The 26,498-nt window shown below is 49.9% G+C and carries 22 protein-coding genes, 1 other RNA gene, 1 pseudogene and 1 other annotated feature; of the genes and pseudogenes, 22 read left to right on the plus strand and 2 right to left on the minus strand.

The window, feature by feature from the left end; genetic code table 11:
- Positions 1-43: 43 nt before the first annotated feature.
- The 16 genes and pseudogenes from P397_RS0106005 (at position 44) to P397_RS0106080 (ending at position 19,744) form a co-directional block, all read left to right on the plus strand.
- Entirely contained in the window at positions 44-1,471 is a 1,428-nt protein-coding gene (locus P397_RS0106005; protein WP_028105925.1) for an L-aspartate oxidase, read from the plus strand.
- Positions 1,440-2,282 carry a carboxylating nicotinate-nucleotide diphosphorylase gene (gene nadC, locus P397_RS0106010; RefSeq protein WP_028105926.1) on the plus strand — a complete coding sequence of 281 codons (843 nt, stop codon included), beginning with the start codon at positions 1,440-1,442 and terminating at the stop codon, positions 2,280-2,282. Before P397_RS0106005 ends, nadC begins: the two co-directional genes overlap by 32 nt.
- Entirely contained in the window at positions 2,272-3,369 is a 1,098-nt protein-coding gene (gene nadA, locus P397_RS0106015) for a quinolinate synthase NadA (protein ID WP_028105927.1), read from the plus strand. The genes nadC and nadA overlap by 11 nt, the downstream gene beginning before the upstream one ends.
- Before the next feature lie 186 nt (positions 3,370-3,555).
- Positions 3,556-4,149, plus strand: a complete 594-nt coding sequence (gene ruvA / locus P397_RS0106020) for a Holliday junction branch migration protein RuvA (protein ID WP_026827827.1) — start codon at positions 3,556-3,558, stop codon at positions 4,147-4,149.
- A gap of 4 nt (positions 4,150-4,153) precedes the next feature.
- Positions 4,154-5,149, plus strand: coding sequence for a Holliday junction branch migration DNA helicase RuvB (gene ruvB / locus P397_RS0106025; protein ID WP_026832440.1), 996 nt, complete (start codon positions 4,154-4,156; stop codon positions 5,147-5,149).
- 2 nt (positions 5,150-5,151) lie between these two features.
- On the plus strand, positions 5,152-6,195 hold the full coding sequence (gene queA, locus P397_RS0106030; RefSeq protein ID WP_028105928.1) for a tRNA preQ1(34) S-adenosylmethionine ribosyltransferase-isomerase QueA: 1,044 nt from the start codon (positions 5,152-5,154) through the stop codon (positions 6,193-6,195).
- The gene (gene tgt / locus P397_RS0106035; RefSeq protein WP_014970892.1) at positions 6,192-7,337 is read left to right on the plus strand and encodes a tRNA guanosine(34) transglycosylase Tgt; all 1,146 of its coding nucleotides are present in this window, start codon (positions 6,192-6,194) and stop codon (positions 7,335-7,337) included. The genes queA and tgt overlap by 4 nt, the downstream gene beginning before the upstream one ends.
- A gap of 71 nt (positions 7,338-7,408) precedes the next feature.
- Entirely contained in the window at positions 7,409-7,699 is a 291-nt protein-coding gene (yajC, locus tag P397_RS0106040; protein WP_014970891.1) for a preprotein translocase subunit YajC, read from the plus strand.
- Between the two features lie 153 nt (positions 7,700-7,852).
- A pseudogene (gene secD / locus P397_RS18125) lies at positions 7,853-10,064 on the plus strand (protein translocase subunit SecD).
- A gap of 69 nt (positions 10,065-10,133) precedes the next feature.
- On the plus strand, positions 10,134-12,443 hold the full coding sequence (gene recJ, locus P397_RS0106050) for a single-stranded-DNA-specific exonuclease RecJ (RefSeq protein WP_028105929.1): 2,310 nt from the start codon (positions 10,134-10,136) through the stop codon (positions 12,441-12,443).
- Positions 12,422-12,940 carry an adenine phosphoribosyltransferase gene (locus P397_RS0106055; RefSeq protein WP_012370959.1) on the plus strand — a complete coding sequence of 173 codons (519 nt, stop codon included), beginning with the start codon at positions 12,422-12,424 and terminating at the stop codon, positions 12,938-12,940. The genes recJ and P397_RS0106055 overlap by 22 nt, the downstream gene beginning before the upstream one ends.
- A 142-nt stretch (positions 12,941-13,082) precedes the next feature.
- Positions 13,083-15,281 (plus strand): RelA/SpoT family protein, encoded by a 2,199-nt coding sequence (locus tag P397_RS0106060; RefSeq protein ID WP_026832443.1) that lies wholly within the window; start codon positions 13,083-13,085, stop codon positions 15,279-15,281.
- A 13-nt stretch (positions 15,282-15,294) separates the two neighbouring features.
- Positions 15,295-15,732: a D-aminoacyl-tRNA deacylase gene (gene dtd / locus P397_RS0106065; RefSeq protein WP_026832444.1), complete on the plus strand. Its 438-nt coding sequence runs from the start codon at positions 15,295-15,297 to the stop codon at positions 15,730-15,732.
- A 56-nt stretch (positions 15,733-15,788) separates the two neighbouring features.
- Positions 15,789-16,012 (plus strand) — a binding site (T-box leader).
- 40 nt (positions 16,013-16,052) lie between these two features.
- Positions 16,053-17,333, plus strand: a complete 1,281-nt coding sequence (gene hisS, locus P397_RS0106070; RefSeq protein WP_035414080.1) for a histidine--tRNA ligase — start codon at positions 16,053-16,055, stop codon at positions 17,331-17,333.
- A complete protein-coding gene (gene aspS, locus P397_RS0106075) occupies positions 17,330-19,096 on the plus strand; it encodes an aspartate--tRNA ligase (RefSeq protein WP_026832446.1) in 1,767 nt (588 codons plus the stop codon). Before hisS ends, aspS begins: the two co-directional genes overlap by 4 nt.
- Positions 19,097-19,156: 60 nt before the next feature.
- Positions 19,157-19,744 carry a DNA-3-methyladenine glycosylase gene (locus P397_RS0106080; protein ID WP_051523899.1) on the plus strand — a complete coding sequence of 196 codons (588 nt, stop codon included), beginning with the start codon at positions 19,157-19,159 and terminating at the stop codon, positions 19,742-19,744.
- A gap of 60 nt (positions 19,745-19,804) precedes the next feature.
- On the opposite strand, the gene P397_RS18100 is transcribed toward P397_RS0106080, so the two are convergent.
- Entirely contained in the window at positions 19,805-19,927 is a 123-nt protein-coding gene (locus P397_RS18100; protein ID WP_255415516.1) for a hypothetical protein, read from the minus strand.
- Positions 19,928-20,067: 140 nt separating this feature from the next.
- Between P397_RS18100 and P397_RS0106090 the strand changes: the two genes are divergently transcribed.
- From P397_RS0106090 to P397_RS0106095, 3 genes are all read left to right on the plus strand, one after another.
- Positions 20,068-21,267, plus strand: coding sequence for a DASH family cryptochrome (locus P397_RS0106090; protein WP_028105932.1), 1,200 nt, complete (start codon positions 20,068-20,070; stop codon positions 21,265-21,267).
- Between the two features lie 67 nt (positions 21,268-21,334).
- A non-coding RNA gene (gene ssrS / locus P397_RS17750) (6S RNA) lies at positions 21,335-21,524 on the plus strand.
- A gap of 96 nt (positions 21,525-21,620) precedes the next feature.
- Complete coding sequence (locus P397_RS0106095) at positions 21,621-22,385, plus strand: tRNA threonylcarbamoyladenosine dehydratase (protein ID WP_026832449.1); 765 nt, start codon at positions 21,621-21,623, stop codon at positions 22,383-22,385.
- A 39-nt stretch (positions 22,386-22,424) separates the two neighbouring features.
- On the opposite strand, the gene P397_RS0106100 is transcribed toward P397_RS0106095, so the two are convergent.
- A complete protein-coding gene (locus P397_RS0106100; protein WP_026832450.1) occupies positions 22,425-23,738 on the minus strand; it encodes a replication-associated recombination protein A in 1,314 nt (437 codons plus the stop codon).
- A 63-nt stretch (positions 23,739-23,801) separates the two neighbouring features.
- Here P397_RS0106100 and cymR point away from each other — a divergent pair, with 63 nt between their 5' ends.
- The 3 genes from cymR to mnmA are packed head-to-tail and all read left to right on the plus strand — an operon-like array spanning position 23,802 to position 26,492.
- Positions 23,802-24,209: a cysteine metabolism transcriptional regulator CymR gene (gene cymR / locus P397_RS0106105; protein WP_026832451.1), complete on the plus strand. Its 408-nt coding sequence runs from the start codon at positions 23,802-23,804 to the stop codon at positions 24,207-24,209.
- A 15-nt stretch (positions 24,210-24,224) separates the two neighbouring features.
- Positions 24,225-25,355 carry a cysteine desulfurase family protein gene (locus tag P397_RS0106110; protein ID WP_028105933.1) on the plus strand — a complete coding sequence of 377 codons (1,131 nt, stop codon included), beginning with the start codon at positions 24,225-24,227 and terminating at the stop codon, positions 25,353-25,355.
- Between the two features lie 12 nt (positions 25,356-25,367).
- Entirely contained in the window at positions 25,368-26,492 is a 1,125-nt protein-coding gene (gene mnmA, locus P397_RS0106115) for a tRNA 2-thiouridine(34) synthase MnmA (protein WP_026832453.1), read from the plus strand.
- Positions 26,493-26,498: the final 6 nt, after the last annotated feature.

Genomic DNA, 26,498 nt, shown 5'->3' on the forward strand with positions numbered 1-26,498 from the left:
TGTCAAGTCAATAGTAAACAAATAATACAGAGGTGTAAAACAAATGTCTTTACATAAAGAGGTTGAAGTGGATTTATTAATTATCGGCTCAGGACTGGCGGCAGTTTCGGTTGCCTTACATGTCCCGGCGTCCATGAACGTCCTGCTCGTCTCAAAAGGAAAGAAGACCGAGACGAACTCGATGCGGGCACAAGGCGGCATTGCGTCCGCCTATCTGGAACAGACTCCTTTCTCCCACCAAGCGGATACGATCCAAGCGGCAAAAGGACACACCGACGAGGAGATGATCACGTTCATTACAGAAGCCGGCCGGCATGTCATCACCGAACTGGAATCGTTTGGCGTGACCTTTGATCGGGACGCATCCGGACACTATGCACTCGGACGCGAAGGCGCCCACAGCCTGCCGCGGATTTTCCACAGCGGCGGCGATCAAACGGGTGAACGGATGATGACACAATTGTTGCAACAACTGCAACACCCGATTTTGGAGGAGACAGTGGTGACGGAGCTGTTGATGAACGGTCAACAGGTTGTCGGAGCTGTCGGATACCAAGGTGAAAATCCGATGCGGATTTCTGCGCGAGCTGTAGTTCTGGCGACGGGAGGGATCGGCGGCTTGTTTCTGACGTCGACGAACGATCCGAGTCTGACCGGAGACGGTTTAGCACTTGCCAGTCAAGCGGGAGCCGAACTGGGCGACTTAGGATACATTCAGCACCATCCAACGATCCTGGTCCATAACGGTAAAAGCCAAGGGTTGATCACAGAAGCCTTGCGGGGAGCCGGGGCTTATTTGATGACAGCAGACGGTCGGCGATTGATGGTTGACCATCCGCAAGGGGACTTAGCGGCGCGGGACGAAGTGGCTGCCGTCATTACTGCAACGAGAAAAAACGAGCCGGTGTATTTGAATACGACCATGGTTCAGGCGCTCGATCAACGATTCCCGACGTTTGTTAAAAAATGTGAATCATTGAACATATCGCCCGATCTTGTCGAAGTGACGACAGGTGTTCATTTCTTGATGGGGGGAATCAAGACGGATCAAGCAGGGCGGACGACGGTGCCCGGCTTGTATGCGGTCGGGGAGACAGCATCGACCGGTCTGCACGGAAAAAACCGTCTCGCGTCGAACTCGCTTCTCGAGTGTTTTGTGGTTGGGAAACAACTGGCCCGGCAGCTTCAGCTACCGGAGCGACAACCATTGCCGAACAGACGTGTACAGGACGACGAAACCCGTGCTGTCGAATCCTTGCTGACTGAGGTTCTGCAGGTAGAGTTGCATGAAAAATTGCTCGAGGATGCCCTGCGAACAATCGAGCTGTCGTCAGACGGTCAGCGGACAGGACGGCAAGCAGAAATCAATCAGTTAAAAACGAGGACGGCCCGGTTGTTGTTAGAAGGGGCGATCCGACGCGTAAAAGGAGAACAAGTACATGAACAAATGGTTACTGCGGCAACAACTTGAAGGATTTTTAACGGAAGACATCGGTCATCAAGATGTGACCAGTGAAGTGTGTCTGACCGGAAACGAGCAGGGGGTCGGACGATTCATTGCTAAAGAACCCGGCGTCTTTTGCGGCGAGCTCGTTTTAACCGAACTTGCAGCGTTGCTCGGAGTGGAGCAGGAGCTTTTAGTCAAGGATGGACAAGCGATTGAACAGGGACAAGTCCTTGCCCGGTGGTCCGGACACTTGCGATCGATTTTGACAGGCGAACGGGTCGCCTTGAATCTGATTCAACGCACATCAGGAATTGCGACGCTGACACATCAGGCGGTCCGACAAGCGGCGGGACACGTTCGGATCTCAGACACCCGGAAGACGACACCCGGATTACGGATGCTTGAGAAACATGCCGTGCGGATCGGTGGAGGATTTAACCACCGGGGGCGCCTCGATGACGCAGTCATGATTAAGGACAATCACATCACGGTCGCCGGATCGATTAGGGCAGCCGTGGAACGGGCGAAACGACAGATTGGTCATACGACACCGATCGAGGTCGAGGTCGAGACAGCGGATGAAGTCGAAGAAGCAGTGGCGGCAAACGTGGACATCATCATGCTCGACAACCGTTCGCCAGAAGAGGTCAAGGTGTTACGGCAACGCATACCGGCTCACATCACCGTCGAATTGTCGGGTGGGATTACCCTCGACACGTTACCTGCTTATTGTCAGACCGGTGCCGATTACATCTCGCTTGGTGCGTTGACGCATTCAGCGCCCGCACTGGATATCAGTATGAAAATCGTAGGAGGAAAAAAAGATGAAGCTTGATTTGTTTACCGATAACGGCATTCCGAAAACGTATTTGGCACAGTCAGATGCAGAACTGATTGCTGTGATTGAAGGTGTGAAATCCCGCATGGGCAGTCGATTATTTTTACCGGCCCATCATTATCAAAAAGATGAAGTCGTCCAGTTTGCCGATGCGACGGGAGATTCGCTTCAGCTCGCGCAAATCGCGAAAAAGATGACAGCGGCGGAGTATACCGTGTTTTGCGGCGTTCATTTCATGGCGGAGACGGCAGATATGCTGACCGCGAGTGACCACACGGTCGTCTTGCCGGATATGCGGGCCGGATGTTCGATGGCTGACATGGCAAATGGTTTTCAGACGGAACGTGCCTATGAGATTTTATCGGAGCGTCTCAAACGTTCCATTCTCCCGTTGACGTATGTCAATTCGACGGCTGAAATCAAAGCGTTTGTGGGTCGCCATGGGGGTGCGACCGTCACTTCGTCCAACGCCGTCCGGATGGTCGAATGGGCGCTTGCGGAACGAGAGATTCTGTTTTTCCTGCCGGATCAACATCTTGGCCGGAACACGGCGCATGCACTGGGCGTCCCGCTTGAACAGATGGCGGTCTGGGATCCGATTGCGGATGAGCTGTTGTTTGACGGCGCAGATGACGAGATTCGGGTCATCCTTTGGAAGGGCCATTGTTCGGTCCATGAAAAGTTCACCGTCGGTCAAATCGAGCAATTCCGGAAGGCAGAACCCGACCGGACGATTCTCGTCCATCCGGAATGTTCGTTTGAAGTCGTCGCGGCTTCTGATTTGAACGGTTCGACGGCGTACATCATTCAGCAGATTGAACAGGCGGAACCGGGAACAAAATGGGCGATCGGAACAGAAATGAATCTGGTACAACGCTTGGCAAAAGATCACCCGGAGCTCGATATCGTCTCGTTGAATCCCTTCATGTGTCCGTGCCTGACGATGAACCGGATCGATTTACCGCACCTTGCGTGGTCACTTGTTCAGATCGAAGCAGGGGAGCCGGTCAACATCATCACGGTGGATCCGGAGACGACCCGGTATGCCGTCCTCGCGCTTGAGCGGATGCTCGAACGTTCTTAAAATCAAGTTATATAAAGGTCTTTTTAGACAGGTGAGGATGGCAGATTTAAAATCTGCCATCCTCACTTTTTCATATGACTATTTAGATTGCCCGATTGCTACGTTTACGGAATTACGTTTTGAAGAGCTTCCTCGTTATATGCTACAATAACACGAGAGTTTGTTAATGGATGGGAGCGTTCTAAAGTGATAGAATTCGTACGCGGCGAAGTCGCTTATGTCTGTGCGGAATTCGTAACGATCGAGGTCGGGGGGATTGGCTACAAAATCGTAGCACCGAACCCGTTTTTTTATCGGACCGGAGACGAACAGGTTATCGTATATACGTATCATTATGTCAGAGAAGATCAAGAAGTCTTGTTCGGATTCCGTTCTCGACGCGAGCGGGCACTGTTCACGAAATTACTCGGTGTGACCGGCATTGGTCCCAAAGGGTCCCTTGCCATCGTGGCATCCGGAGACGTGGACGCACTCGTTGAAGCGATTGAACAGGAAAAGGAAAGTTATTTGATTAAGTTCCCGGGTGTCGGTAAAAAGACAGCAAAACAGATGACCCTTGATTTAAAAGGCAAATTGGCTGAACTGGCACCGGATTATATCCCGAGCGAAGGTTTGTTTGCGCAAGGAAACGCCGAGTTGAACGAAGCATGCGAAGCCTTGACGGCACTTGGTTACAGCGACCGGGAAGTCGAAAAAGTCAAAAAAGCGCTCCAAGGCGAAGTACTGTCGACCGACCAATATGTGAAACGGGCGTTGCAGCTGTTATTGAATGTGAGGTGAGGATATGGAAGAGCGTATTTTGTCAGAATCTGCCCACGCAGAAGATCAAGAAGAGTGGAGTTTGCGTCCGCAGACGCTGGATCAGTACATCGGTCAAGAAAAGGCGAAGGGCAATTTGAGTGTCTTCATCCAAGCGGCAAAAATCCGTCAGGAAACGCTGGATCACGTGTTGTTATATGGTCCACCGGGACTTGGGAAGACGACGCTTGCGACCATCATCGCCAATGAGATGGGTGTCGGGATCAAGACGACAGCCGGACCGGCGATTGAGCGTCCGGGAGATTTGGCAGCCATTCTCTCCTCGCTTGAACCGGGAGATGTCTTGTTCATCGATGAGATTCACCGTCTGAGCCGCTCGATTGAAGAAATTTTATATCCAGCGATGGAAGACTATTGTCTCGACATCGTCATCGGTCAAGGTGAACTGGCACGAAGCGTTCGGATTGACTTACCACCGTTTACGCTCGTCGGCGCGACGACGCGGGCCGGTATGTTATCGGCACCGCTGCGTGACCGTTTCGGTGTGACGCTGAAACTCGAGTACTACACGATGCCGGAATTGTCAGCCATCGTCACGCGGACGTCCCGCTTGTTTGGTTTTGAAGCGGACCGGATGGCAGCAGAAGCGATTGCGCTCCGCTCACGAGGGACACCCCGTGTTGCGAACCGTCTCTTACGGCGGGTCCGCGACTTTGCTCAGGTCGCTCATCAAACCGCAATTGACGCGACACTGGCAACGAGTGCGCTGGATCGCCTGCATGTCGACGCGCTCGGACTCGATGATGTTGATCACCGGTTGTTACGTTCGCTTGCCGAACGGTTTGCGGGTGGTCCGGTCGGTCTTGAGACGATTGCTGCGACAATCGGTGAGGATGCGCAGACGATTGAAGACGTTTACGAACCGTATTTGCTTCAACAGGGATTTTTACAACGGACACCACGCGGACGTGTCTTGACGCCGTTTGCACGGCAACATTTAGGATTGAAAGAAGGAAATTAAAGATGGATGTAAATTTATTTGATTTTCATTTACCAGAAGAACAGATTGCCCAAGTCCCGCTGCTCGACCGGACCAGTTCGAAATTGATGGTCATCAACCGGGAGACGGGTGCGCTTCGTCACGAGAAGTTCCATGACATCGTGTCACACTTCAACGCAGGAGATACGCTTGTCATCAACGATACAAAAGTCTTACCGGCCCGTTTGTTCGGCGTCAAGGAAGAGACAGGTGGCAAAATTGAACTGTTGTTGCTCAAACAGACGAGTGATGATGTTTGGGAGACCCTCGCGAAACCTGCGAAACGGGTTAAACCGGGAACCGTGCTGTCATTTGGCGACGGTTTACTGCGGGCAGAATGTATGGAAGCCCTCGAGGACGGCGGACGGATCTTGAAGTTTTCCTATACAGGGATCTTTTACGAAGTACTCGATCAGTTGGGAACGATGCCGTTGCCACCGTACATCCATGAACAATTGGAAGACCAGGACCGTTATCAGACGGTCTATGCCCGGGAACGGGGGAGTGCGGCAGCCCCGACAGCAGGACTTCACTTCACGCCGGAATTGTTGCAAGCGTTGACGGACAAAGGGGTCAAGCTCGCGCCATTGACCCTGCACGTCGGACTCGGCACGTTCCGACCGGTTTCGGTCGATGATGTCGACAGCCACAAGATGCACAGTGAATACTATGAGTTGCCGGAATCGTCGGCACAAATTTTACGGGACACCCGTAAAAACGGCGGCCGGATCATCGCTGTCGGAACGACATCGACGCGGACACTCGAGACCGTCATTCGGGATCATGGTGATTTCGTCGAAGCCTCCGGTTGGACGGATATTTTCATCTATCCCGGTCAAGAGATCAAAGGGATTGACGGATTGATCACGAACTTCCACTTACCCAAGTCGACATTGATCATGCTTGTATCCGCGTTGTCGACACGCGAACACATCTTACATGCCTATGAAGAAGCCGTTGCGCAAGGATACCGATTCTTTAGTTTCGGAGACGCAATGTTCTTAACGAGAGAGGAATTAAACCGATGACAAAACATGCAGTAACTTACGAACATATCAAAACCTGTAAACAATCCGGTGCGCGGTTAGGAATCGTCCATACGCCGCACGGTAGTTTCGAGACACCCGTCTTCATGCCGGTCGGAACACAAGCAACGGTCAAGACGATGGCACCGGAACAAATCAAGGATATGAATGCCAATATCATTCTTTCGAACACGTATCATCTCTGGGTCCGTCCTGGCCACGATGTCATCAAAGAAGCCGGTGGACTACACAAATTCATGAACTGGGACGGAGCGATCTTAACCGATTCCGGTGGTTTCCAAGTCTTTTCGCTCGCCGATTTACGTAACATCACGGAAGAAGGCGTCCATTTCCGCAATCACTTGAACGGCGATAAGCTGTTCCTGTCACCGGAAAAAGCAATGGAGATTCAGAACGCCCTCGGTTCGGACATCATGATGGCGTTTGACGAATGTCCGCCGTTCCCGGCTTCTCATGAATACATGAAAGCGTCTGTCGAACGGACGAGCCGTTGGGCGGAACGTTGCCTTGCTGCACACGAACGTCCGCAAGATCAAGCGTTGTTCGGCATCATTCAAGGTGGCGAGTATGAAGATTTACGCCGTCAGAGTGCACGTGATCTCGCGTCGCTTGATTTCCCGGGCTATGCCGTTGGTGGATTGTCGGTTGGAGAACCGAAAGACGTCATGTACCGCGCACTTGATTTTACGACACCACTCATGCCGGAAGACAAACCGCGTTACTTGATGGGAGTCGGTTCACCGGATGCCTTGATCGAAGGTGCGATTCGCGGGATTGATATGTTCGACTGTGTCTTACCGACACGGATTGCACGAAACGGGACCTTGATGACATCAAGCGGACGTCTCGTCGTCCGAAATGCCAAATATGCCCGTGATTTCCGTCCGCTCGACGAAAAATGTGATTGCTATGCGTGTAAGAATTACTCACGTGCTTACATTCACCACTTGATCCGGGCGCAAGAAACATTTGGTTTGCACCTCTGTTCGACACACAATCTTCACTTCCTCGTCAAGTTGATGGAAGGCGTTCGTCAAGCGATTCGTGAAGATCGTCTGCTTGATTTTAAAGACGAATTCTTTGAAGAATACGGCTATAATTTGCCGAACGCGAAGAATTTCTGATAAATGGTCTGACAATTCTATTCTTTTTACGGTATAATGAACGTGATTTGAATGAAAAGGAGCTGACTCAGATGCAACAATTATTGACATTCCTCCCGATGATCTTGATCTTCGTGGTGTTTTATTTCTTGTTGATTCGTCCACAGAACAAACGCCAGAAGCAAGTGCGTGAGATGCAAACCCAGTTATCACGCGGTGACTCGATCGTGACGATCGGTGGCCTTCATGGGGTCGTACAAAAAGTTGATGAGACAACGGTCACATTGAAATCGGGTAACGCGCAATTGACGTTTAACCGTAGTGCGGTCGCGGAAGTTACGAAAAAATCAACGACTGTCATGGACGACGAAATCGTCGAATAAGGCTAGAAACAGACGCTTTCCGAATTCGGGAGCGTCTTTTCTGTTTTTATACGAGAAAAACGATTGCTATAATTACCAGTTCTTATGTAAGCTAGGATAGGATAAGAAAGTTGTCTGAAAATATACTGGGATTGAGAGAAAGGACAATGTAGCATGATTAAGAAGGGAAAACTGGCCACGTTCTTTATCATCGTTGCCGCACTGCTCATACTGATCGGTACGACATCGACTTGGCTCCTGAAAGATACGAAGCTAGGTTTGGATTTAAAGGGCGGCTTTGAGGTTTTGTATGAAGTACAACCGCTGAAAGAAGGCGACGTCATCGATGCCAATGCGATGAGCGCGACGCTGACGGCAATCGAAAACCGGGTCAACGTGTTGGGTGTTTCGGAACCGGATATCCGGATCGAAGGAGACAACCGGATTCGTGTTCAATTAGCCGGCGTCAAAAACCAGAGTGAAGCACGTCAGATTTTATCTTCGACGGCTGAATTGTCGTTCCGCGACATCAACGACAAAGTGTTACTTGATGGATCGGATTTGAAGGCCAAAGGGGCGAAAGTCGGATATGATCCGCAAACAAACGCGCCGCTTGTCGAACTGACGATGAAATCAAAAGAAAAGTTTTATGAAGTGACACAACAAGTGTCGCAAATGCAACCACCAGCAAATCGTCTTGTCATTTGGCTGGATTATGAAAAAGGCGATACGTACGAAAAAGAGATTCAAAAAGAAAATTCGAAAATCGTCTCTGATGCGTCGGTCCAACAGCCGATCAATTCGGATAAAGCGATCATCTCAGGTGGCGATATCACAGCAGAATACGGCAAACAATTATCGTCAATCCTAAATGCTGGAGCACTTCCGGTTAAGCTTGATGAAATCTACTCGACGTCCGTCTCGGCCGCTTTTGGTCAAGACGCGCTCGATCAGACGTTGTTCGCTTCGATGATCGGGATCGCTGCCGTCTTCGTCTTCATGCTGTTGTTTTACCGGGTATCCGGTTTCGTTTCGATCATCACGTTGTTGTTCTACATCTATCTCGTCATGATCTTCTTTAACGGAATCAATGCGGTTCTGACCTTACCGGGAATCGCGGCCCTCGTACTGGGTGTCGGGATGGCAGTTGATGCCAACATCATCACGGCAGAACGGATTAAAGATGAACTTCGCAGCGGGAAATCGGTCTTGTCGGCGTTTAAAGCCGGAAATCGTCGTTCGTTCGGAACGATTCTTGACGCGAACTTAACGACGTTGATTTCGGCAGGTGTGTTGTATTACTTCGGGACGAGCACCGTCAAAGGCTTTGCGATCATGTTGATGGTCTCGATCGCCGTTACGTTCGTCACGAATGTTTTCATCTCCCGTTACTTGATGCAACTTCTCGTCAGCAGCCGATGGTTTGATAAGAAGAAAACCTGGTTTGGCGTAAAGGAGAGTGAAATTCGTGAACTTTAATCCAACGAAATTTGATTATGTAAAACACCGAAAAATCTACTTTACGATTACGATCGCCTTAGTGCTGATTTCGGTTCTGTTGCTTGTCTTCCGCGGGTTGAACCTCGGGATCGATTTTACGGAAGGTACACGGGTCGAGATCGCTTCCGAGAACACGATCAAAGAAGCGGACGTCCGGTCCGTCATTGAAGATGCCGGCATTGATGCGGAGGAAATCAATGGCGTGCAGTTTGCACAAGGCGGAACACTTGCGAACGTCACATTCGTCGGTGAATTCAGTCAAGAACAGATTGCTGAAATGAAACAAGTCATTGAAGCCGAGTACGGTAAGGAACCAAGTATCTCGACGGTATCGGCGCAAGTCGGTCAGGAAATTGCCCGTAACGCCATTTATGCCGTCTTGCTGGCTTCGCTTGGGATCGTCATCTATGTCTCATTCCGTTTCCAACCACTCTACGGAGTTGCCACAGTACTGGCCTTGCTCCATGATGCCTTGATGATCATTGCGTTCTTCTCGCTGTTCCAGATTGAAGTCAACCTGTACTTCATCGCCGCGGTTCTGACGATCATCGGGTATTCGGTTAACGATACGATTGTTACCTTTGACCGGGTCCGGGAAAATCTTGGACTGGCGGAAAAAGGTGGGCGTCAAGTCACGTTCAGTGAACTGTCGCATATCGTCAATGAGTCGATTCAACAAACGATTATTCGTTCGATCAATACTGTCGTGACCGTCATCATGACGGCCGCTGCCCTGTATATTTTCGGCAGTGAAGCGATCCGAGGCTTCAGTCTCGCCTTGCTCGTCGGTTTGTTCATGGGAATGTATTCGTCAATCTTCATCGCGGCCCAATTGTGGCTCGTGATGAAAGGGCGGACACTCAAGTCATCCAAACAAGCCTCGTAATCAGATCCGCGTTAGCTATCGCTAACGCGGGTTTTGTTTTATAATGATGAAGTTGATTGGAGGGGTTAGATGTATCATTCAAAGAAAACATGGATCGATAAAGAAGTCGATCCGCTCAAAATAGACGAGATAGCCGAACACGTAGCGGTCTCGAAGCATGTGGCACATTTGCTTGTCCAACGCGGGTTCGATACAGCAGAGCAAGCCAGTGCCTTTTTAGCGACAGACCAGCTGGATTTTCATGATCCGTTTCTGTTTCAGGATATGAAAAAGGTCGTGGACCGGATTCAGCAAGCAGCGGATGCGGGAGAAATGATTTTAATTTACGGCGATTATGACGTCGATGGTGTCAGTTCCGCAGCCATTCTCTGGCATGCGTTGGTCGAAATCGGAGCGATGGCGGAATGTTATATCCCGAATCGGTTTACGGAAGGTTACGGACCAAACGAGGCGGCTTTCCGCTGGGCAGCAGAGGAAGGCTTCAGTTTGATCATTACGGTCGACTGCGGCATCTCCGGTATTGATGAAGCAACTGTCTTAAAAGAACTTGGTGTCGATTTGATCATCACTGATCACCATGAAGCAAAAGACGTCTTACCGGATGCCTTTGCGATGATTCATCCCGGTGTTGATACGAACTATCCGTATTCGAAACTGGCCGGTGCCGGTGTCGCCTTTAAGGTTGCCCATGCCTTACTCGGGCGCGTGCCGGAGGACCTGCTGGATCTGGCTGTCCTCGGAACAATTGCCGATCTGGTTCCGTTGGTCGGGGAAAACCGGTTGCTTGCGGCAAAAGGTATCGAAGCCTTAAACGCCAGTGAACGTCCCGGCATCTTAGCATTACGGAAAGTCTGCAGCCTCGTCGAAGACGAGTTGACGGAAGAGTCGGTTGGTTTTGCGTTTGGTCCAAGGATCAATGCAGCGGGTCGCCTCGATTCGGCGATGCCGGCGCTCGAGATGTTGCTCGCGGACACAATCGAAGAAGCCAGTCTGTTGGCGGAACAACTGGATCAACAAAATAAACAACGGCAGGATATCGTGAAGAAAATTGCAGAAGAAGCAATCGAATTAGTGGAACAGCATTACTTGGCCGATCGGGTGTTGGTCGTCGATGCAGCCCACTGGAATCCGGGTGTCGTCGGTATCGTCGCTTCACGACTCGTCGAGAAATACCACCGGCCGGTCATTCTGTTATGTCATGATGCGGAAAAAGGAACGGCGAAAGGGTCCGGTCGATCAATTGCCGCTTTTGATCTATTTGCGGAATTGACCGTCTGTTCGGACATCTTGCCGCATTTCGGGGGACACCCGGCAGCAGCCGGAATGACACTTTCATCGGACGATGTCGCTCTGTTACGGGAACGATTGAATGCCCAAGCCGCTGACTTACCGGACGAGGCGTTCATCGGGACGATTGAAATCGATTTACGTCTGAATGTCTCCGATATTTCGATTGGCTTGATCGAGGAGATGGGACGACTTGCGCCATTTGGAATGGGGAATCCGTCACCACGCGTCGTCGTCGAAGGGGCCAGCATTCGTGACTTGAAACGTATCGGACGGGATTTGACGCACTTAAAAGTCCTCGTGACGGACGGGAAAACGGAACTGGACGGAATCGGATTCGGTTTTGGTGACGCAGTGGATGAGATTTCATCGCTGGCAGACGTTTCCTTGATGGGAAGTTTAAACATCAACGAGTGGAACGGTTTCCGGAAACCACAGCTGATGATCCAGGATCTAGCGGTTGCAGATGTTCAATTGTTTGATTATCGCGGCGGGAAAAAACCGTTAACGGACGTGTTTGCCTTACCGTCAGAAGAGACGACATTCGTGGCCTTTACGCAAGAGACACAAGACAAATACGCGGAACGTCACCTGAACGGACCGGTCCGAGCAAATATCGTCTTCTTGGACTTACCGGAAGAAGAAGCGGCCTTCCTGCCCTACTTGAAAGAAGCGGAACGGATCTACTGTGCTTTTAAAGATGAAGGCTATTATTTCGAGACGATTCCTTCGCGCGAAGACTTCAAACATTACTTCAATTATTTTGCGAAATGTCCGCGGGAAGAACTGCGGATCGGGCTGGTTCGTTTGTCGAAAACCCGAAAATGGTCAAAACGTTCGATTAACTTTATGCATTCAGTGTTTTCGGAACTTGATTTTCTTGTTACAATGGAGGACGGGCTGCCGGGTGTGAACCCGAATGCTGAAAAACGGGATTTGACGGAAGCTGTGACGTACAAACGTCATGAGGAACGTCAACGTCTCGAGCAACAATACATTTATTCGTCACTCGCTCAGTTGAAAGAGCGTTTTGATACTTTGGTAGAAGCGGCGAAGCAGGAGGAAATGACATGGAGTTCAAACAGCATATAAAAGAGGTTGAAAACTGGCCGAAAGAAGGAATCAGTTTTAAAGATATCACATCCCTGATGCAGAACGGTCCTGCGTACAAGCAGTCCGTCGACGCCTTGATCGACTACGCCCGTAAGCAAGGCGCAGATGTCATCGCAGGTCCGGAAGCACGTGGATTCGTCGTCGGATGCCCGGCTGCCTACGCGATGGAGATCGGATTCGTCCCTGTCCGCAAAGAAGGCAAATTACCACGTGAGACAGTCCGTGTCGAGTATGGTCTTGAGTACGGAAAAGATGTCTTGACGATGCACCACGATGCGATCCAACCTGGACAACGTGTCGTCATTCTCGATGATTTACTCGCAACGGGTGGAACAATCGAAGCAACAATCAAGATGATTGAACAACTCGGTGGAACGGTTGCCGGAATCGGATTCTTGATTGAGTTGGACGGCTTAGGCGGTCGCGAGAAGTTAGAAGGATACGATATCTTGTCCTTGATTCGTTACGCAGATTAATCCATAGTAAATATCCTCTCGGTTGTAGTCGGGGGGGTATTTCTTTTTATTTTGACATATTATCAAAATTTCACGATAATAGAAGGTATATATAATTAGGGATTCAGCGTAATCAATCCCGGGGACTGGGTGAGGATAAGGGATGACAAATAAACAAATCGTAAATGTAGAAGACCTTCTCGCTCGATGTGCGGAGTACATGACAGAGGCAGAAGTAAAAGATATCGAACGTGCCTATCAATTCGCAAAAGACGAGCATGAAGGACAATTTCGTCGATCGGGTGAACCTTATATCATTCACCCGGTTCAAGTGGCTGGGATACTGGTAGATATCGGACTCGACGCGACGACGATTGTTGCCGCTCTTCTTCATGATGTCGTCGAAGACACCGACATTACGCTGGAAGAACTCACGGAACGGTTCGGAGCAGATGTCGCGATGCTGGTCGATGGCGTGACGAAACTCGGGAAAATCAAATACAAGTCCAAACGAGAAGAGTTGGCAGAAAATCACCGGAAGATGTTTATTGCGATGGCGGAAGACATCCGTGTGATTTTGATCAAGTTAGCCGACCGCCTGCACAACATGCGGACGCTTCAACATATGGTTAAAGAAAAACAAGTCCAAAAAGCAGAAGAAACGCTTGAAATCTTTGCGCCGCTCGCGCATCGACTCGGGATTTCGACGATTAAATGGGAACTCGAAGACATCAGTCTGCGTTACATCAATCCGCAACAATACTACCGGATTGTCTCGATGATGAAACAAAAGCGGACGGAACGCGAAGCGCTCGTCACGTCTGTCATCGATGAAGTCAACGAAGTACTTGAAGAAGTCGAGATCGCAGCCGAGGTGGACGGTCGTCCGAAACATATCTACTCGATCTACAACAAGATGCAGAACTCGAAAAAAGAATTCAGCGAAATCTATGATTTGATGGCCGTGCGCATCATCGTCGACTCCATCAAGGATTGTTACGCGGTTCTCGGAATCATTCACACCCAATACAAACCGATGCCGGGACGCTTCAAGGACTATATCGCGATGCCTAAACCGAACATGTACCAGTCGTTGCATACAACGGTCATCGGGCCGAAAGGTGAACCGCTTGAAGTGCAAATTCGGACACGCGATATGCATTTCATCGCCGAGTACGGAATTGCCGCGCACTGGGCCTACAAAGAAGGAAAAGAGCAGGAAGCGAAGTCCGGTTTTGAAGACAAAATCGCTCACTTCCGTGAAATTCTGGAGTTACAAAAAGATACCGCCGATGCGGAAGAATTCATGGAGTCGGTCAAAGTCGACTTCTTCAGCGATATGCTGTACGTCTTTACACCAAAGGGTGACGTCATCGAATTGCCGAAAGGATCGGTGCCGATTGATTATGCCTACCGGATCCATACGGAAATCGGACACCGGACGATCGGAGCAAAAGTCAACGGACGGATGGTGCCGATTGATTACAAACTGAAGACCGGTGACATCATTGAAATCGTTACGTCAAAACACAGTTATGGACCAAGCAAGGATTGGCTCAAGATTTGTGTATCGAGTCAGGCGAAAAATAAAATCCGTCAATGGTTCAAACGGCAACAACGGGAAGAAAACGTCTCGAAAGGTCGGGAACTGATTGAGGCGGAAGTGAAAAAACTCGGCTTTGAACCAAAGGATGTCATCAACGAAAAGACACTTGAGGACGTGACACGGAAGTTCAACTTCGGGCAAGAAGAAGATATGTATGCTGCCGTCGGATATCACGGTCTGACTGCTGCTCAAGTCGCGCATAAATTGACGGAAAAATTGCGCAAAGACAAAGAGTCAAAAAATCTTGAATTAAACGAAGCCATCAGTGAAATGAAGACATTTGACCGACCGAAGAAACAAAATCCGGAAGGTGTCCGTGTCAAGGGAATCGACAATATGTTGGTCCGGATGAGTCGGTGTTGCAATCCGGTGCCGGGAGACGACATCGTCGGCTACATCACCCGCGGACGCGGTGTCTCGATTCACCGGTCAGATTGTTTAAACGTCATTCATGAACAAAACCCAGAACGGTTGCTTGAAGTCGAGTGGGAGCACGAAGGTAAGACGGTTAAAAGCTATAACGTCGAAATCGAGATTTCTGGTTTTGACCGGGCTGGTTTGTTAAACGATGTCCTGCAATCCGTGTCCGCGATGAATACGAATATCGTGGCTGTCAGCGGTAAAGGGGACGACAGCAAACAGGCGAAGATTTCGATGACGATTGCGATCGATAACGTCAATCACTTGCAGAAAGTGGTTGACCGGATTAAACAGATATCAGACGTGTATGCCGTGCATCGCGTCATGATGACATAAGGAGCGGATAAGAATGCGAGTCGTATTACAACGGGTCAAAGAAGCAAGCGTGACGGTCGAAGGAGCGATTACCGGTCAAATCGATCAAGGATTTCTTTTACTCGTCGGGGTCACGCATGAAGATACGCTGGAGCAAGTCAATTGGTTGGCGGATAAGATTGCCGGACTACGGGTGTTCGAAGATGAGGAAGAGCGGATGAACCGGTCGCTTCAAGATGTGGATGGTCAGATTTTGTCCGTTTCCCAGTTCACTCTGTACGGAGATGTTAAAAAAGGACGCCGTCCCGCCTTTACGGAAGCGGCGAAACCGGATCTTGCGAATGAATTGTATGAAGCCTTTAACGCGCGTCTGCGCACACAAGGGATTACGGTCGAAACCGGACAGTTCGGCGCAATGATGGATGTTGCGCTCGTAAATGATGGACCGGTGACCTTGATTTTAGAAAAGTAACCAAAGTCTTGACAGGATCTTTCGAACGAGGCAATATAAGGGATAACAGAACGATTATAGAACCGATGACGAAGAAGAGTAATTTAGATCTCGGCTGCTTAGAGAGTCGCCCCTTGGCTGGAAGGGTGATCAGGCGAACTAGACGAAAGACCCTTCCGAGGTATTTTCCTGAAATGTATAGAGTAGGGAAAATCGTAAGCAGGCGTTAACTGCACCGAGTGGCTGAGATTTTTCAGCAACCAGGGTGGTACCACGGGATCTTCAAGTTCTCGTCCCTTTGCGGACGAGGACTTTTTTTGTATTCAAAAGGAGGAATTAGGATGAAATTACCACGCGGAACGTTTGATGTGCTTCCGGGTACAGTCGAACGTTGGCAGTATATTGAAAACCAATTGCGGGAGATCAGTAAACGATACAACTATAAAGAAATCCGGACACCGATCTTTGAAGAGACAGAACTATTCAAACGAGGTGTCGGTGAGACGACAGACATCGTCCAAAAAGAGATGTTCATGCTCGAAAAACGCGGTAAGGAACAGTTTACGCTCCGTCCGGAAGGAACAGCTGCCGTCGTTCGGTCATTCGTGACAAACAAACTATACGGTTCACCGAATCAGCCGGTCAAACTGTTTTATATCGGACCGATGTTCCGTTATGAACGTCCGCAAGCCGGTCGTTTCCGTCAGTTGCACCAATACGGCGTCGAAGCGCTTGGCAGTGAAGAGCCGGCAATCGATGCAGAAGTCATCAGTTTAGCGATGAGCATCTACCAATCATTCGGTTTAAAAAAATTGAAGCTTGTCATCAATTCACTCGGAGACAGTGAAAGCCGGGCTGCGCACCGCGAAGCGTTGGTCAATCACTTCAAGCCGGTTGCTCACGAGTTGTGCCAAGACTGTCAAAACCGTCTCGAAGCCAACCCGCTCCGTGTTCTCGATTGTAAAGTTGACCGCAATCACCCGAGCATGGCGACGGCACCGTCGATTCTCGATTTCCTGAATCCGGCTTCGAAAGCGTATTTCGATCAGGTCCTGCTCCACTTAGATGCACTTGGCATCGAGTACGTGATTGACCCGACACTCGTCCGTGGTCTCGATTACTATAACCACACATCATTTGAGATTATGTCGGAGGCAGAAGGGTTCGGTGCCATCACGACGCTCTGCGGCGGAGGGCGTTATAACGGACTCGTCGAACAGATTGGCGGTCCTGCGACACCGGGCATCGGTTTTGGGATCGGCATTGAACGTCTGTTGATGGCGCTTGAGAACGAAGCGGTTTTACCGGAAGTCGATGATTCAATCGATGTCTTCATCGTCGCGCAAGGCAATGAAGAAGTCGAAAAAACAGCGACCCGCCTGCTTCAATTAATGCGTTTGGAAGGACTTGCTGCGGATCGGGATTACCTCGGGCGGAAGTTCAAAGGGCAATTCAAAGCAGCCGACCGGATGCAGGCACGCTTTACCGTCATCCTCGGAGACGAAGAAGTTGAACGTGGTGCGGCCGCGTTAAAAAACATGTCGACGGGCGAACAGATTGATGTCCCGCTGTCAGCTGTCGCCGACACGATTGTCGCGAAATTAAAGGAGGAAGTACAATGATCGGACGTACACACATGAACGGAACCGTAACAGAAGAAACGATCGGCCAAGCCGTTCAACTAAAAGGGTGGGTTCAAAAACGCCGTGACCTCGGTGGATTGATTTTCCTTGACTTACGTGACCGGACCGGAATTGTCCAAGTCGTCTTCCAACCGGAAAACGAGCAGGCACACCGTCTGGCAGAAACGATTCGCTCGGAATACGTGCTCGACATCAAAGGGACGGTCATCAAACGTGAAAATCCGAACCCGAACATTCCGACAGGACAAGTCGAAGTCGTCGCGGATGAAGTCATCATTTTGAATGCTTCAAAAATGACGCCGTTTCCCATCAGCGAAGAAGCAGAACAGACGTCAGAAGATCTCCGTTTGAAATACCGTTATCTGGATCTTCGTCGTCCATCACTACAGGAAACATTCCGTCTGCGTTCAAAAGCATCAAACATCATGCGGAACTTCCTCGACGAACAAGATTTCCTCGAAGTCGAAACACCAATCTTAACGAAATCGACACCGGAAGGCGCGCGGGACTACTTGGTACCAAGTCGTGTTCACCCGGGTGAATTTTACGCCTTGCCGCAATCGCCGCAATTGTTTAAACAGTTATTGATGGTATCTGGTTTTGAGCGGTATTTCCAAATTGCCCGTTGTTTCCGTGACGAAGATTTGCGTGCAGACCGTCAACCGGAATTCACACAAGTCGACATCGAAACAAGTTTCATGGATGTTGAAGACTTGTATGCGATGATGGAATCGATGATGACACGTGTCATGAAAGAAACACTCGGAAAAGACATTACGACACCGTTCCCGCGGATGCCGTATGCGGAAGCGATGAGCCGGTTCGGTTCGGATAAGCCGGATACACGGTTTGGTCTTGAGTTGATTGATGTGGCGGAAGCGGTCACAGGTGCCGGCTTTAAAGTCTTCGACATGGCACTTGAATCCGGCGGCGAAGTCAAAGCGTTGAACGTCAAAGGCGCAGCCGACCAATTCTCACGTAAAGATATCGATAAATTACAAGAGTTCACAGCGATCTATGGCGCGAAAGGTCTCGCTTGGGTCAAAGTGACGGCAGACGGACTGAACGGTCCAATCGCGAAGTTTTTTGATGAAGCGGCGACGGCACGTCTTGTTGACGCAACGTCGGCTGAAGCGGGCGACCTGCTCGTCTTCGTGGCAGCAAAAGCCTCAATCGTTGCGGATAGTCTCGGCGCACTTCGTCAAAAACTCGGAAAAGAACTCGGCTTGATTGACGAAACGGTCTTCAACTTCCTGTGGGTGACGGATTTCCCACTCGTAACGTTTGAAGAAGCGGACGGTCGTTTCTATGCAAACCACCATCCGTTCACGATGCCGCGCCGGGAAGATCTCGACAAACTCGAGACGGACCCAGGCAGTGTACTTGCCGTTGCCTATGACCTTGTCTTGAACGGGTATGAGCTTGGCGGAGGATCACAGCGGATTTACGAACGGGATATCCAAGAGCGGATGTTTAAATTACTTGGATTCACGGAAGAGGAAGCAAATGAACAGTTCGGCTTTTTGATGGAAGCGTTCGAATATGGAACGCCACCGCATGCGGGCATCGCGTTAGGTCTTGACCGTCTGATCATGTTACTCGCTGGACGTACAAACTTACGGGATACGATTGCTTTCCCGAAAACGGCGTCGGCAAGTGATTTATTAACAGCGGCACCAAGTCCGGTTTCAGATGCACAATTAAATGAGCTATCGATTCGGACGGCAGTCAAACAGTCGTAACAGCAACAGATTTCCTTCCATAAGAGAAGGAAATCTGTTTTTTTTAGAGGAGGAATGAAGATGGAACGGTCTTTTTTTGAACGGTCCCCGGTCGACGTCGCACCGGACTTGCTCGGGAGTGTCTTGACGGTCAACGCGGTGACGATGCGGATTGTCGAAGTCGAAGCGTATCTTGGACCGCATGATCAAGCGGCTCATTCCTACAGTGGGCGACCGACGAAACGGACCGCACCGATGTTTGGACCGGCGGGACACATTTATGTATATTTCACGTATGGGATGCACCATTGCCTGAACATCGTCTGTGGAGAGATTGATCAAGGCTATGCCGTATTACTGCGCGGGGCGGAGATTATCAGCGGACATGATCTCGTCGCCGAACGTCGATTTGCAAAATCATACGCAACGTTAACCAAAGCCGAACAAAAAAACTTAGTCAACGGTCCGGCTAAGCTGTGCCAAGCGTTTGGGTTGACGACAGAAGACTCGGGTGTGGATTTATACAGGGATGAACGCTTTCGGATTGAAGCGGGGAAAGCCGGGACTATCGTTCAGACGACTCGAATCGGGATTCCGAATGCCGGGGAAGCGACGGCATATCCGTGGCGTTTTTACGAATCCGGCAGCACCGGCGTAAGTAAAAAATGAACCATCATATTGGAACGAAATGAGGGGGCGGATTTGATATCCGCCCCCTCATCTGTTAGTTCATCGTTTTGGTGTATTGATTGATTTTTTAGCTTGTTGTTTTTTATAAAATTTGTAGACGATCGGTCCGACCGTCGTAGCGAGCGTAATGAGTGTCTTGAGTTTCCCTTTTTTAGCAGCCATGAAATGATTCACTCCTTAGTAAGTTGTACTAATCATATTCCACGAAAACAAAAAATCAAAACCTTTTCAGCACATCAATCGTTTGCGGAGAGGAAGAAGATTGAGATAGTACGGGTAAGGATAACAAAGGAGTGAGTGACATGGCAGGAGTCGTTTGGTATCGAAATGATTTACGGGTCGACGATCATGAAGCGTTAACACAGGCCTGTGCCGAGCAAGACAAGGTTCGGGCAGTTTTTATTCAACAAGAGACGGAACAGCGTGGCCGCCAACAAGTGATCTTTGAACAAGAGACATTACACGCCTTACGAAATCATTTAGGACAACTCGGAATTGAACTGACGATTTTACAAGGCGAGACGATGGAACAACTTTCGCACTTCACGGCACCGGAGGATGTCCTCTACTTTCACCGGATGACCGGTTTTTATGAAGCGCGTCTCGAACAGCAGGTTTTGCAACAGTATACAGCCCATATGTATGAAACGCAGACGCTGCACCGGCGGGAAGACATCGGGAGTGACGAACTGAAACGCGTCTTTACGGCCTTCCGAAAAAGAGTGGAACAGTCCGGCCGATTTGAAGAACCGATCAATGCACCGGGAGAGATTCGTTATGCTGAACCGCCGGATAAGGAAAAGCTGGATTCCCGTACGGCATTCCCGTTTGCGGGAGGGGAAACGGCAGGACGTAATCGCCTGACTGCTTATTTGGAAGGACCCGTCTTTACCTATAAAGAGACACGGAACGGATTCGACCGCGATGATTCTTCGAAGTTATCCGCTTGGCTTGCGAACGGTTCCCTTTCACCAAGGCGTGTCATGGCAGAACTGCAACGTGCCGAACGGAAGCACGGTGCCAACGAATCGACCTACTGGTTATACTTCGAACTGCTTTGGCGTGATTTTTTCCATTTGACGATGCGAGAGACCGGTCACCGGCTTTTTCGATCAAACGGTCTGCGAGACGGTCATCTAACATGGAAAACGGATCAAGCAGCCGTGGATTCTTGGATTGCCGGACAGACGGGTGAACCATTTGTGGATGCGTTCATGCGGGAAATCAAGGAGACCGGTTGGATGTCGAATCGAGGGCGGCAGATTACCGCCAGTTATTTGATTCATGACTTAAAACAAGACTGGCGCATAGGTGCCCGGTATTTTGAAAGTCAGTTGATTGATTTTGACGTCGCCTCCAATTACGGGAATTGGGCGTACATCGCCGGAGTCGGAAATGCGACACGAACGCCGCAGTTCAATCCGGAATTTCAGCAACAAAAGTATGATCCGACAAGGGCCTTCATCCGCCGTTGGATGTCAAGCGAAACGACTGAAAAATGACCAAATTTTCAAAGGCAGAACCAGTTGCATTTCGATAGGGGGAATGCTATATTAAATGCAACAGATGGGGTTCCTGAGATGTACGAGAGCCGCCTTTTATCTTTGAGCCACTCTTTTTTGATAGGGAGTTTGACGTTCCAACTAGTAGTACATGCCTCGTAACACAGCAGGAGGACGTACGAATAGGAATCGGATAAGACACCCACCTGCACAGCAGGTTCAAAAATAAGGTATCGACACGGCACTTCGGGTCCCATCGTTTATTTTTTAAAGGTTTGAACTATACGTCGCATGACGTTTTTTTTTATGATATAATTCCGAGTAAAACAGTATGAGTATTGTGAGGTTATGAGATGTTAAATCAATTTTCACGTAATGAATTAGCAATCGGAAAGACCGGACTTGATGCATTGGCTTCCAAGTCTGTCGCAATTTTAGGGATTGGCGGAGTCGGTTCTTTTTCTGCCGAAGCACTTGCCCGCAGTGGTGTCGGCCGGTTGATCCTCGTTGATAAAGACGATATCGACATCACGAATGTCAACCGTCAAATCCATGCATTGCTGCCGACAGTCGGACAACCGAAGGTCGATGCAATGGCGGATCGGTTGATGCAAATCAATCCCGACCTCGAGATTGTTCGTTTGAAGATGTTTTACAATGAAGAGACATATGAAGCCTTTTTTGCGGAAAATCCGGACTATGTCATCGATGCTTCGGATACGGTCTCGTTTAAGATTCATTTGATCAAAGAATGTAAACGACGTCAGATTCCGATCATCTCGAGCATGGGGATGGCGAACAAGATGGATCCGACGCGAATCAAGATCGTTGATATTAAAGATACGAGTTACGATCCGCTGGCAAAAGTTATCCGGACGCGATTGCGTAAGGAAGGGATTCATAAAGGAGTCCCGGTCGTCTTCTCGGACGAACCACCGGTCAAAATCATCGAAGAAGTCCGGCAAGTGGTTGGGAATGACGAAGCCGTCATTCGAAAAGCGAAGATGCCGCCAAGTTCGAATGCCTTTGTTCCGTCGGTTGGCGGTTTGATTGCAGCCAGTCATGTCATCAACGAAATCGTTCGTGAAGCAGGCGTCATCATCGAACGTGTCCGTTAAGAAAAAAAGCGACCTGCTGAGGTCGCTTTTTCTAATCGTTTACGGTTGTTTTTTCCAGAAATCGAGACGGGCTTGCAGTTGTTTTTCGAAACCACGTGGACTGGGTGTATAAAAGACCGGTTTCGTACGCGCCAGATTTTCCGGCCAGTAATTCTGTTTAACGTAAGCATGTGGAAACTGGTGCGGATACTGGTATTCGACACCGTTGCCAAGTGCCGCCGCTCCGGCATGGTGCGCATCCCGTAAATGGGGCGGGACCGGACCGCCGTCTGAACGGCGGACGAGTTCAAGTGCTTTGTCAATCGCTGTGATGACTGCGTTTGATTTTGGAGCCGTTGCCAGATATAACACCGTTTCAGCGAGTGGAATCCGTGCCTCCGGAAATCCGATGTATTCACAAGCCCGGGCACAGGCATCAACGAGCAACAAGGCTTGAGGATCGGACAATCCGATGTCTTCTGCCGCATGAACGTATAACCGCCGAACGATGAAGCGCGGACTTTCACCGGCTTCAATCATGACGGCGAGCCAGTAGAGTGCAGCGTCCGGATCCGAGCCGCGAATTGACTTGATGAAGGCCGAGATGACGTCGTAATGCCGGTCGCCGTCCTTATCGTATTTCAAGGCTTTTTGTTGGATCGATTCTTCTGCTACGGCGAGGTCAATCGTGATTTCCCCGTCAATTTCCGGTGTCGTTAAAACCGCGAGTTCCAGTGCGTTCAGCAGAGCCCGGTAATCACCATCGGATAACTTGACGTAATGGTCCACAGCGTCATCCGTGATCGTAATCGGATACTTTCCGAGACCACGTTCTGTATCCTCCAAGGTTCGGCGCAGGACGACCCGTAAATCGTCCGTCGTCGGTGTCTCGAACCTAAAGACAGTCGCTCGAGACAACAGGGCAGCATTGACTTCAAAACTTGGATTTTCTGTCGTTGCGCCGATCAGCGTAATCGTTCCGGCCTCGAGCGCAGGAAGTAACGCGTCTTGCTGCATTTTATTAAAACGATGAATCTCATCTAAAAATAAGATTGTTTTTTGTTGGTCAAACTGGAGCCGGGATTCAGCGGCTTTCAGGACTTCCCGTAATTGATCGAGTTTTGCCGTGACGGCATTCAGTTGTTCAAATGCCGATTTCGTATAACTGGAAATGACACGGGCGAGCGTCGTCTTCCCGGTCCCCGGAGGTCCATAGAAGATGACGGTTCCGAGCCGGTCGGCGAGAATGGCCCGACGTAATAAGGTGGACTCACCGATCAAGTGGCGTTGTCCGACGATTTCGTCCAGTGATTGAGGACGCATCCGGTTGGCAAGCGGACCGGCTGGAGAATGGGATTCAAATAAGTTAGCCATAGGTAGCGTTCCTTCTTTCGACTTTTAGCTACTACTATACTAGAAAGGATGTTTTTTCGCATGATGAAAATCTCGACAAAAGGCCGTTATGGTCTGACAATCATGATTGCACTCGCCAAGGGAGGCGAGTTGAAGCCGATGTCTTTAAAAAAAATTGCCCAGCTGTACGATTTGTCCGAACATTACCTGGAGCAGTTGATTGCACCGCTTCGTAACGGGGGTCTGGTCAAAAGTGTCCGCGGAGCATACGGCGGATATAAACTGGGTCGTCCTGCCGAGGAAATCACGGCAGGGGACATCATTCGTTTGCTCGAAGGACCACTCGTCGTCGTCGAAGGGGACAACTGTGACGAGGTGACGAAACGGAAGTTATGGGATAAAATTCAACGGGCAGTCGACGATGTGCTCGATTCGACGACATTAAAAGATTTGGCAGAAGAAGATGATACAGGTTATATGTTTTATATATGAGAGGTGAAACCAACTATGATGTATTTTGATCATGCAGCAACAACACCGATGCGTCCGGAAGTCCTCGAGAAGATGACACCATACATGCTCGAACAGTTCGGTAATCCGTCAAGCGTACATGCATTCGGCCGGTCCGGGCGGGCAGCGATTGACACGGCACGGCGGATGATGGCAACGGAATTAAACGCCAAACCGACGGAAATCATCTTTACGAGCGGCGGGACAGAGGCTGATAATTACGCCATCATCGGTGCGGCGATGCAATACCAATCACGTGGCCGTCATGTCATCACGACCCGTTTTGAACACCATGCGGTCCTGCATGCGTTCGAAGAACTCGAAAAACGGGGGTTTGACGTGACGTATCTTGATGTACCGGCGTCCGGTGTCGTAACGGAAGAGGCTTTGCGCGCTGCCGTTCGACCGGATACGATTTTAGTATCGATCATGTTTGGCAACAACGAAGTCGGAACGATTCAGCCGATTGCGGCATGCGGTCGTTTTTTACAGGAACAGCAGATTTTGTTTCACACGGATGCTGTCCAGGTTTTTGCCAAGATGGCGATTGATGTGGAAGAAATGGGCATTGATCTGTTATCCGCTTCAGGTCACAAAATCAATGGACCAAAAGGTGTCGGTCTGCTCTATGTCCGCTCCGGTCTAAAGTTATCGCCGCAATCCTTCGGAGGCGAACAGGAACGAAAACGCCGTGCCGGAACAGAGAACGTTGCCGGGATCGTCGGTTTTGCGGAAGCCGTCCGTTTGACGGCAGCGGAACGTCCGCAACAAACGTCCCATTACCGTCAGTTGCGGACGCTGTTACTCGAGCGGCTCGAAGCGTCAACGATTGATTTTGAAGTAAACGGGACGGAAGGTTTGGCGCAAGTCATCAACCTGTATTTCCCCCGTGTCGAAATCGAACCGTTTTTGATCATGCTGGATATGCGGGGAATCGCCGTCTCAAGCGGCAGTGCCTGTACGGCAGGATCAATCGAACCGTCACATGTCCTGTCGGCGATGTACGGTGAAAATCCGCGGACAAAACAATCGGTCCGGATCAGCTTCGGTCGCGGGAACGATGCGGCACAAGTCGAACTGCTCGCACAAGGACTGATAGATATCGTAAAATCGTTTCAGAACAACTAAGAGGTGAAAAATATGAATACACGCGCAAAAGCGCCGAGCGAAACAACGGTCGTCGTCGGGATGTCCGGCGGTGTCGATTCTTCCGTCACGGCTTATTTATTAAAACAACAAGGATATAACGTCATCGGGATTTTCATGAAAAACTGGGACGATACAGACGAAAATGGTTTTTGTACGGCAACAGAAGATTATGAAGATGTCATCGCCGTTGCCAACCAAATCGGCATTCCGTATTATGCGGTCAATTTCGAAAAAGAGTACTGGGATAAAGTCTTTACGTATTTCTTAGATGAATATAAACTCGGCCGGACACCAAACCCGGACGTCATGTGTAACAAAGAAATCAAGTTCAAGGCATTCCTTGATCACGCAATGCGCTTGGGTGCCGATTTTGTCGCGACCGGTCATTATGCCCGTGCTGTATATGAAGACGGCGAACATAAATTGTTGCGTGGTGTCGATACGAACAAGGATCAAACGTACTTCTTGAATCAATTGTCACAAGATCAAATTGCAAAAGCGATGTTCCCGATTGGGCATATGGAGAAATCGGAAGTCCGGAAAATTGCCGAAGAAGCGAACCTTGCGACGGCGAAGAAAAAAGACTCAACCGGGATTTGCTTCATCGGGGAACGGAACTTCAAACAATTCCTCAGTCAGTATCTCCCGGCGCAACCGGGCGAAATGCGGACACTCGACGGAAAAACGATGGGACGTCACGATGGTCTGATGTATTACACAATGGGACAACGTCATGGTCTTGGCATCGGTGGAGACGGTGAGCCGTGGTTCGTCGTCGGTAAAAACCTGGCCGATAACATCCTGTTCGTCGAGCAAGGATTCCACAATGAATTGCTTTATTCAGAAGGATTGTATGCATCTGATATCAGCTGGACGGCAACGATGCCGGCTGGAACAGAATTCCGTTGTACAGCGAAATTCCGTTATCGTCAGACGGATACACCGGTCACGGTCCGTGTACTCGAAAACGGACGTCTGGACGTCGCGTTCGACGAACGGCAACGGGCCATCACACCGGGACAAGCCGTCGTCTTTTATGACGGAGACGTGTGCCTGGGTGGGGCAACGATCGATGAAGCGTATAAAGCCGGAGAACGCTTGGCGTATCTCGCATAAAGGAGC

This window comes from Exiguobacterium undae DSM 14481, assembly GCF_000620805.1.
Taxonomy (GTDB): Bacteria; Bacillota; Bacilli; order Exiguobacteriales; family Exiguobacteriaceae; genus Exiguobacterium_A; species Exiguobacterium_A undae.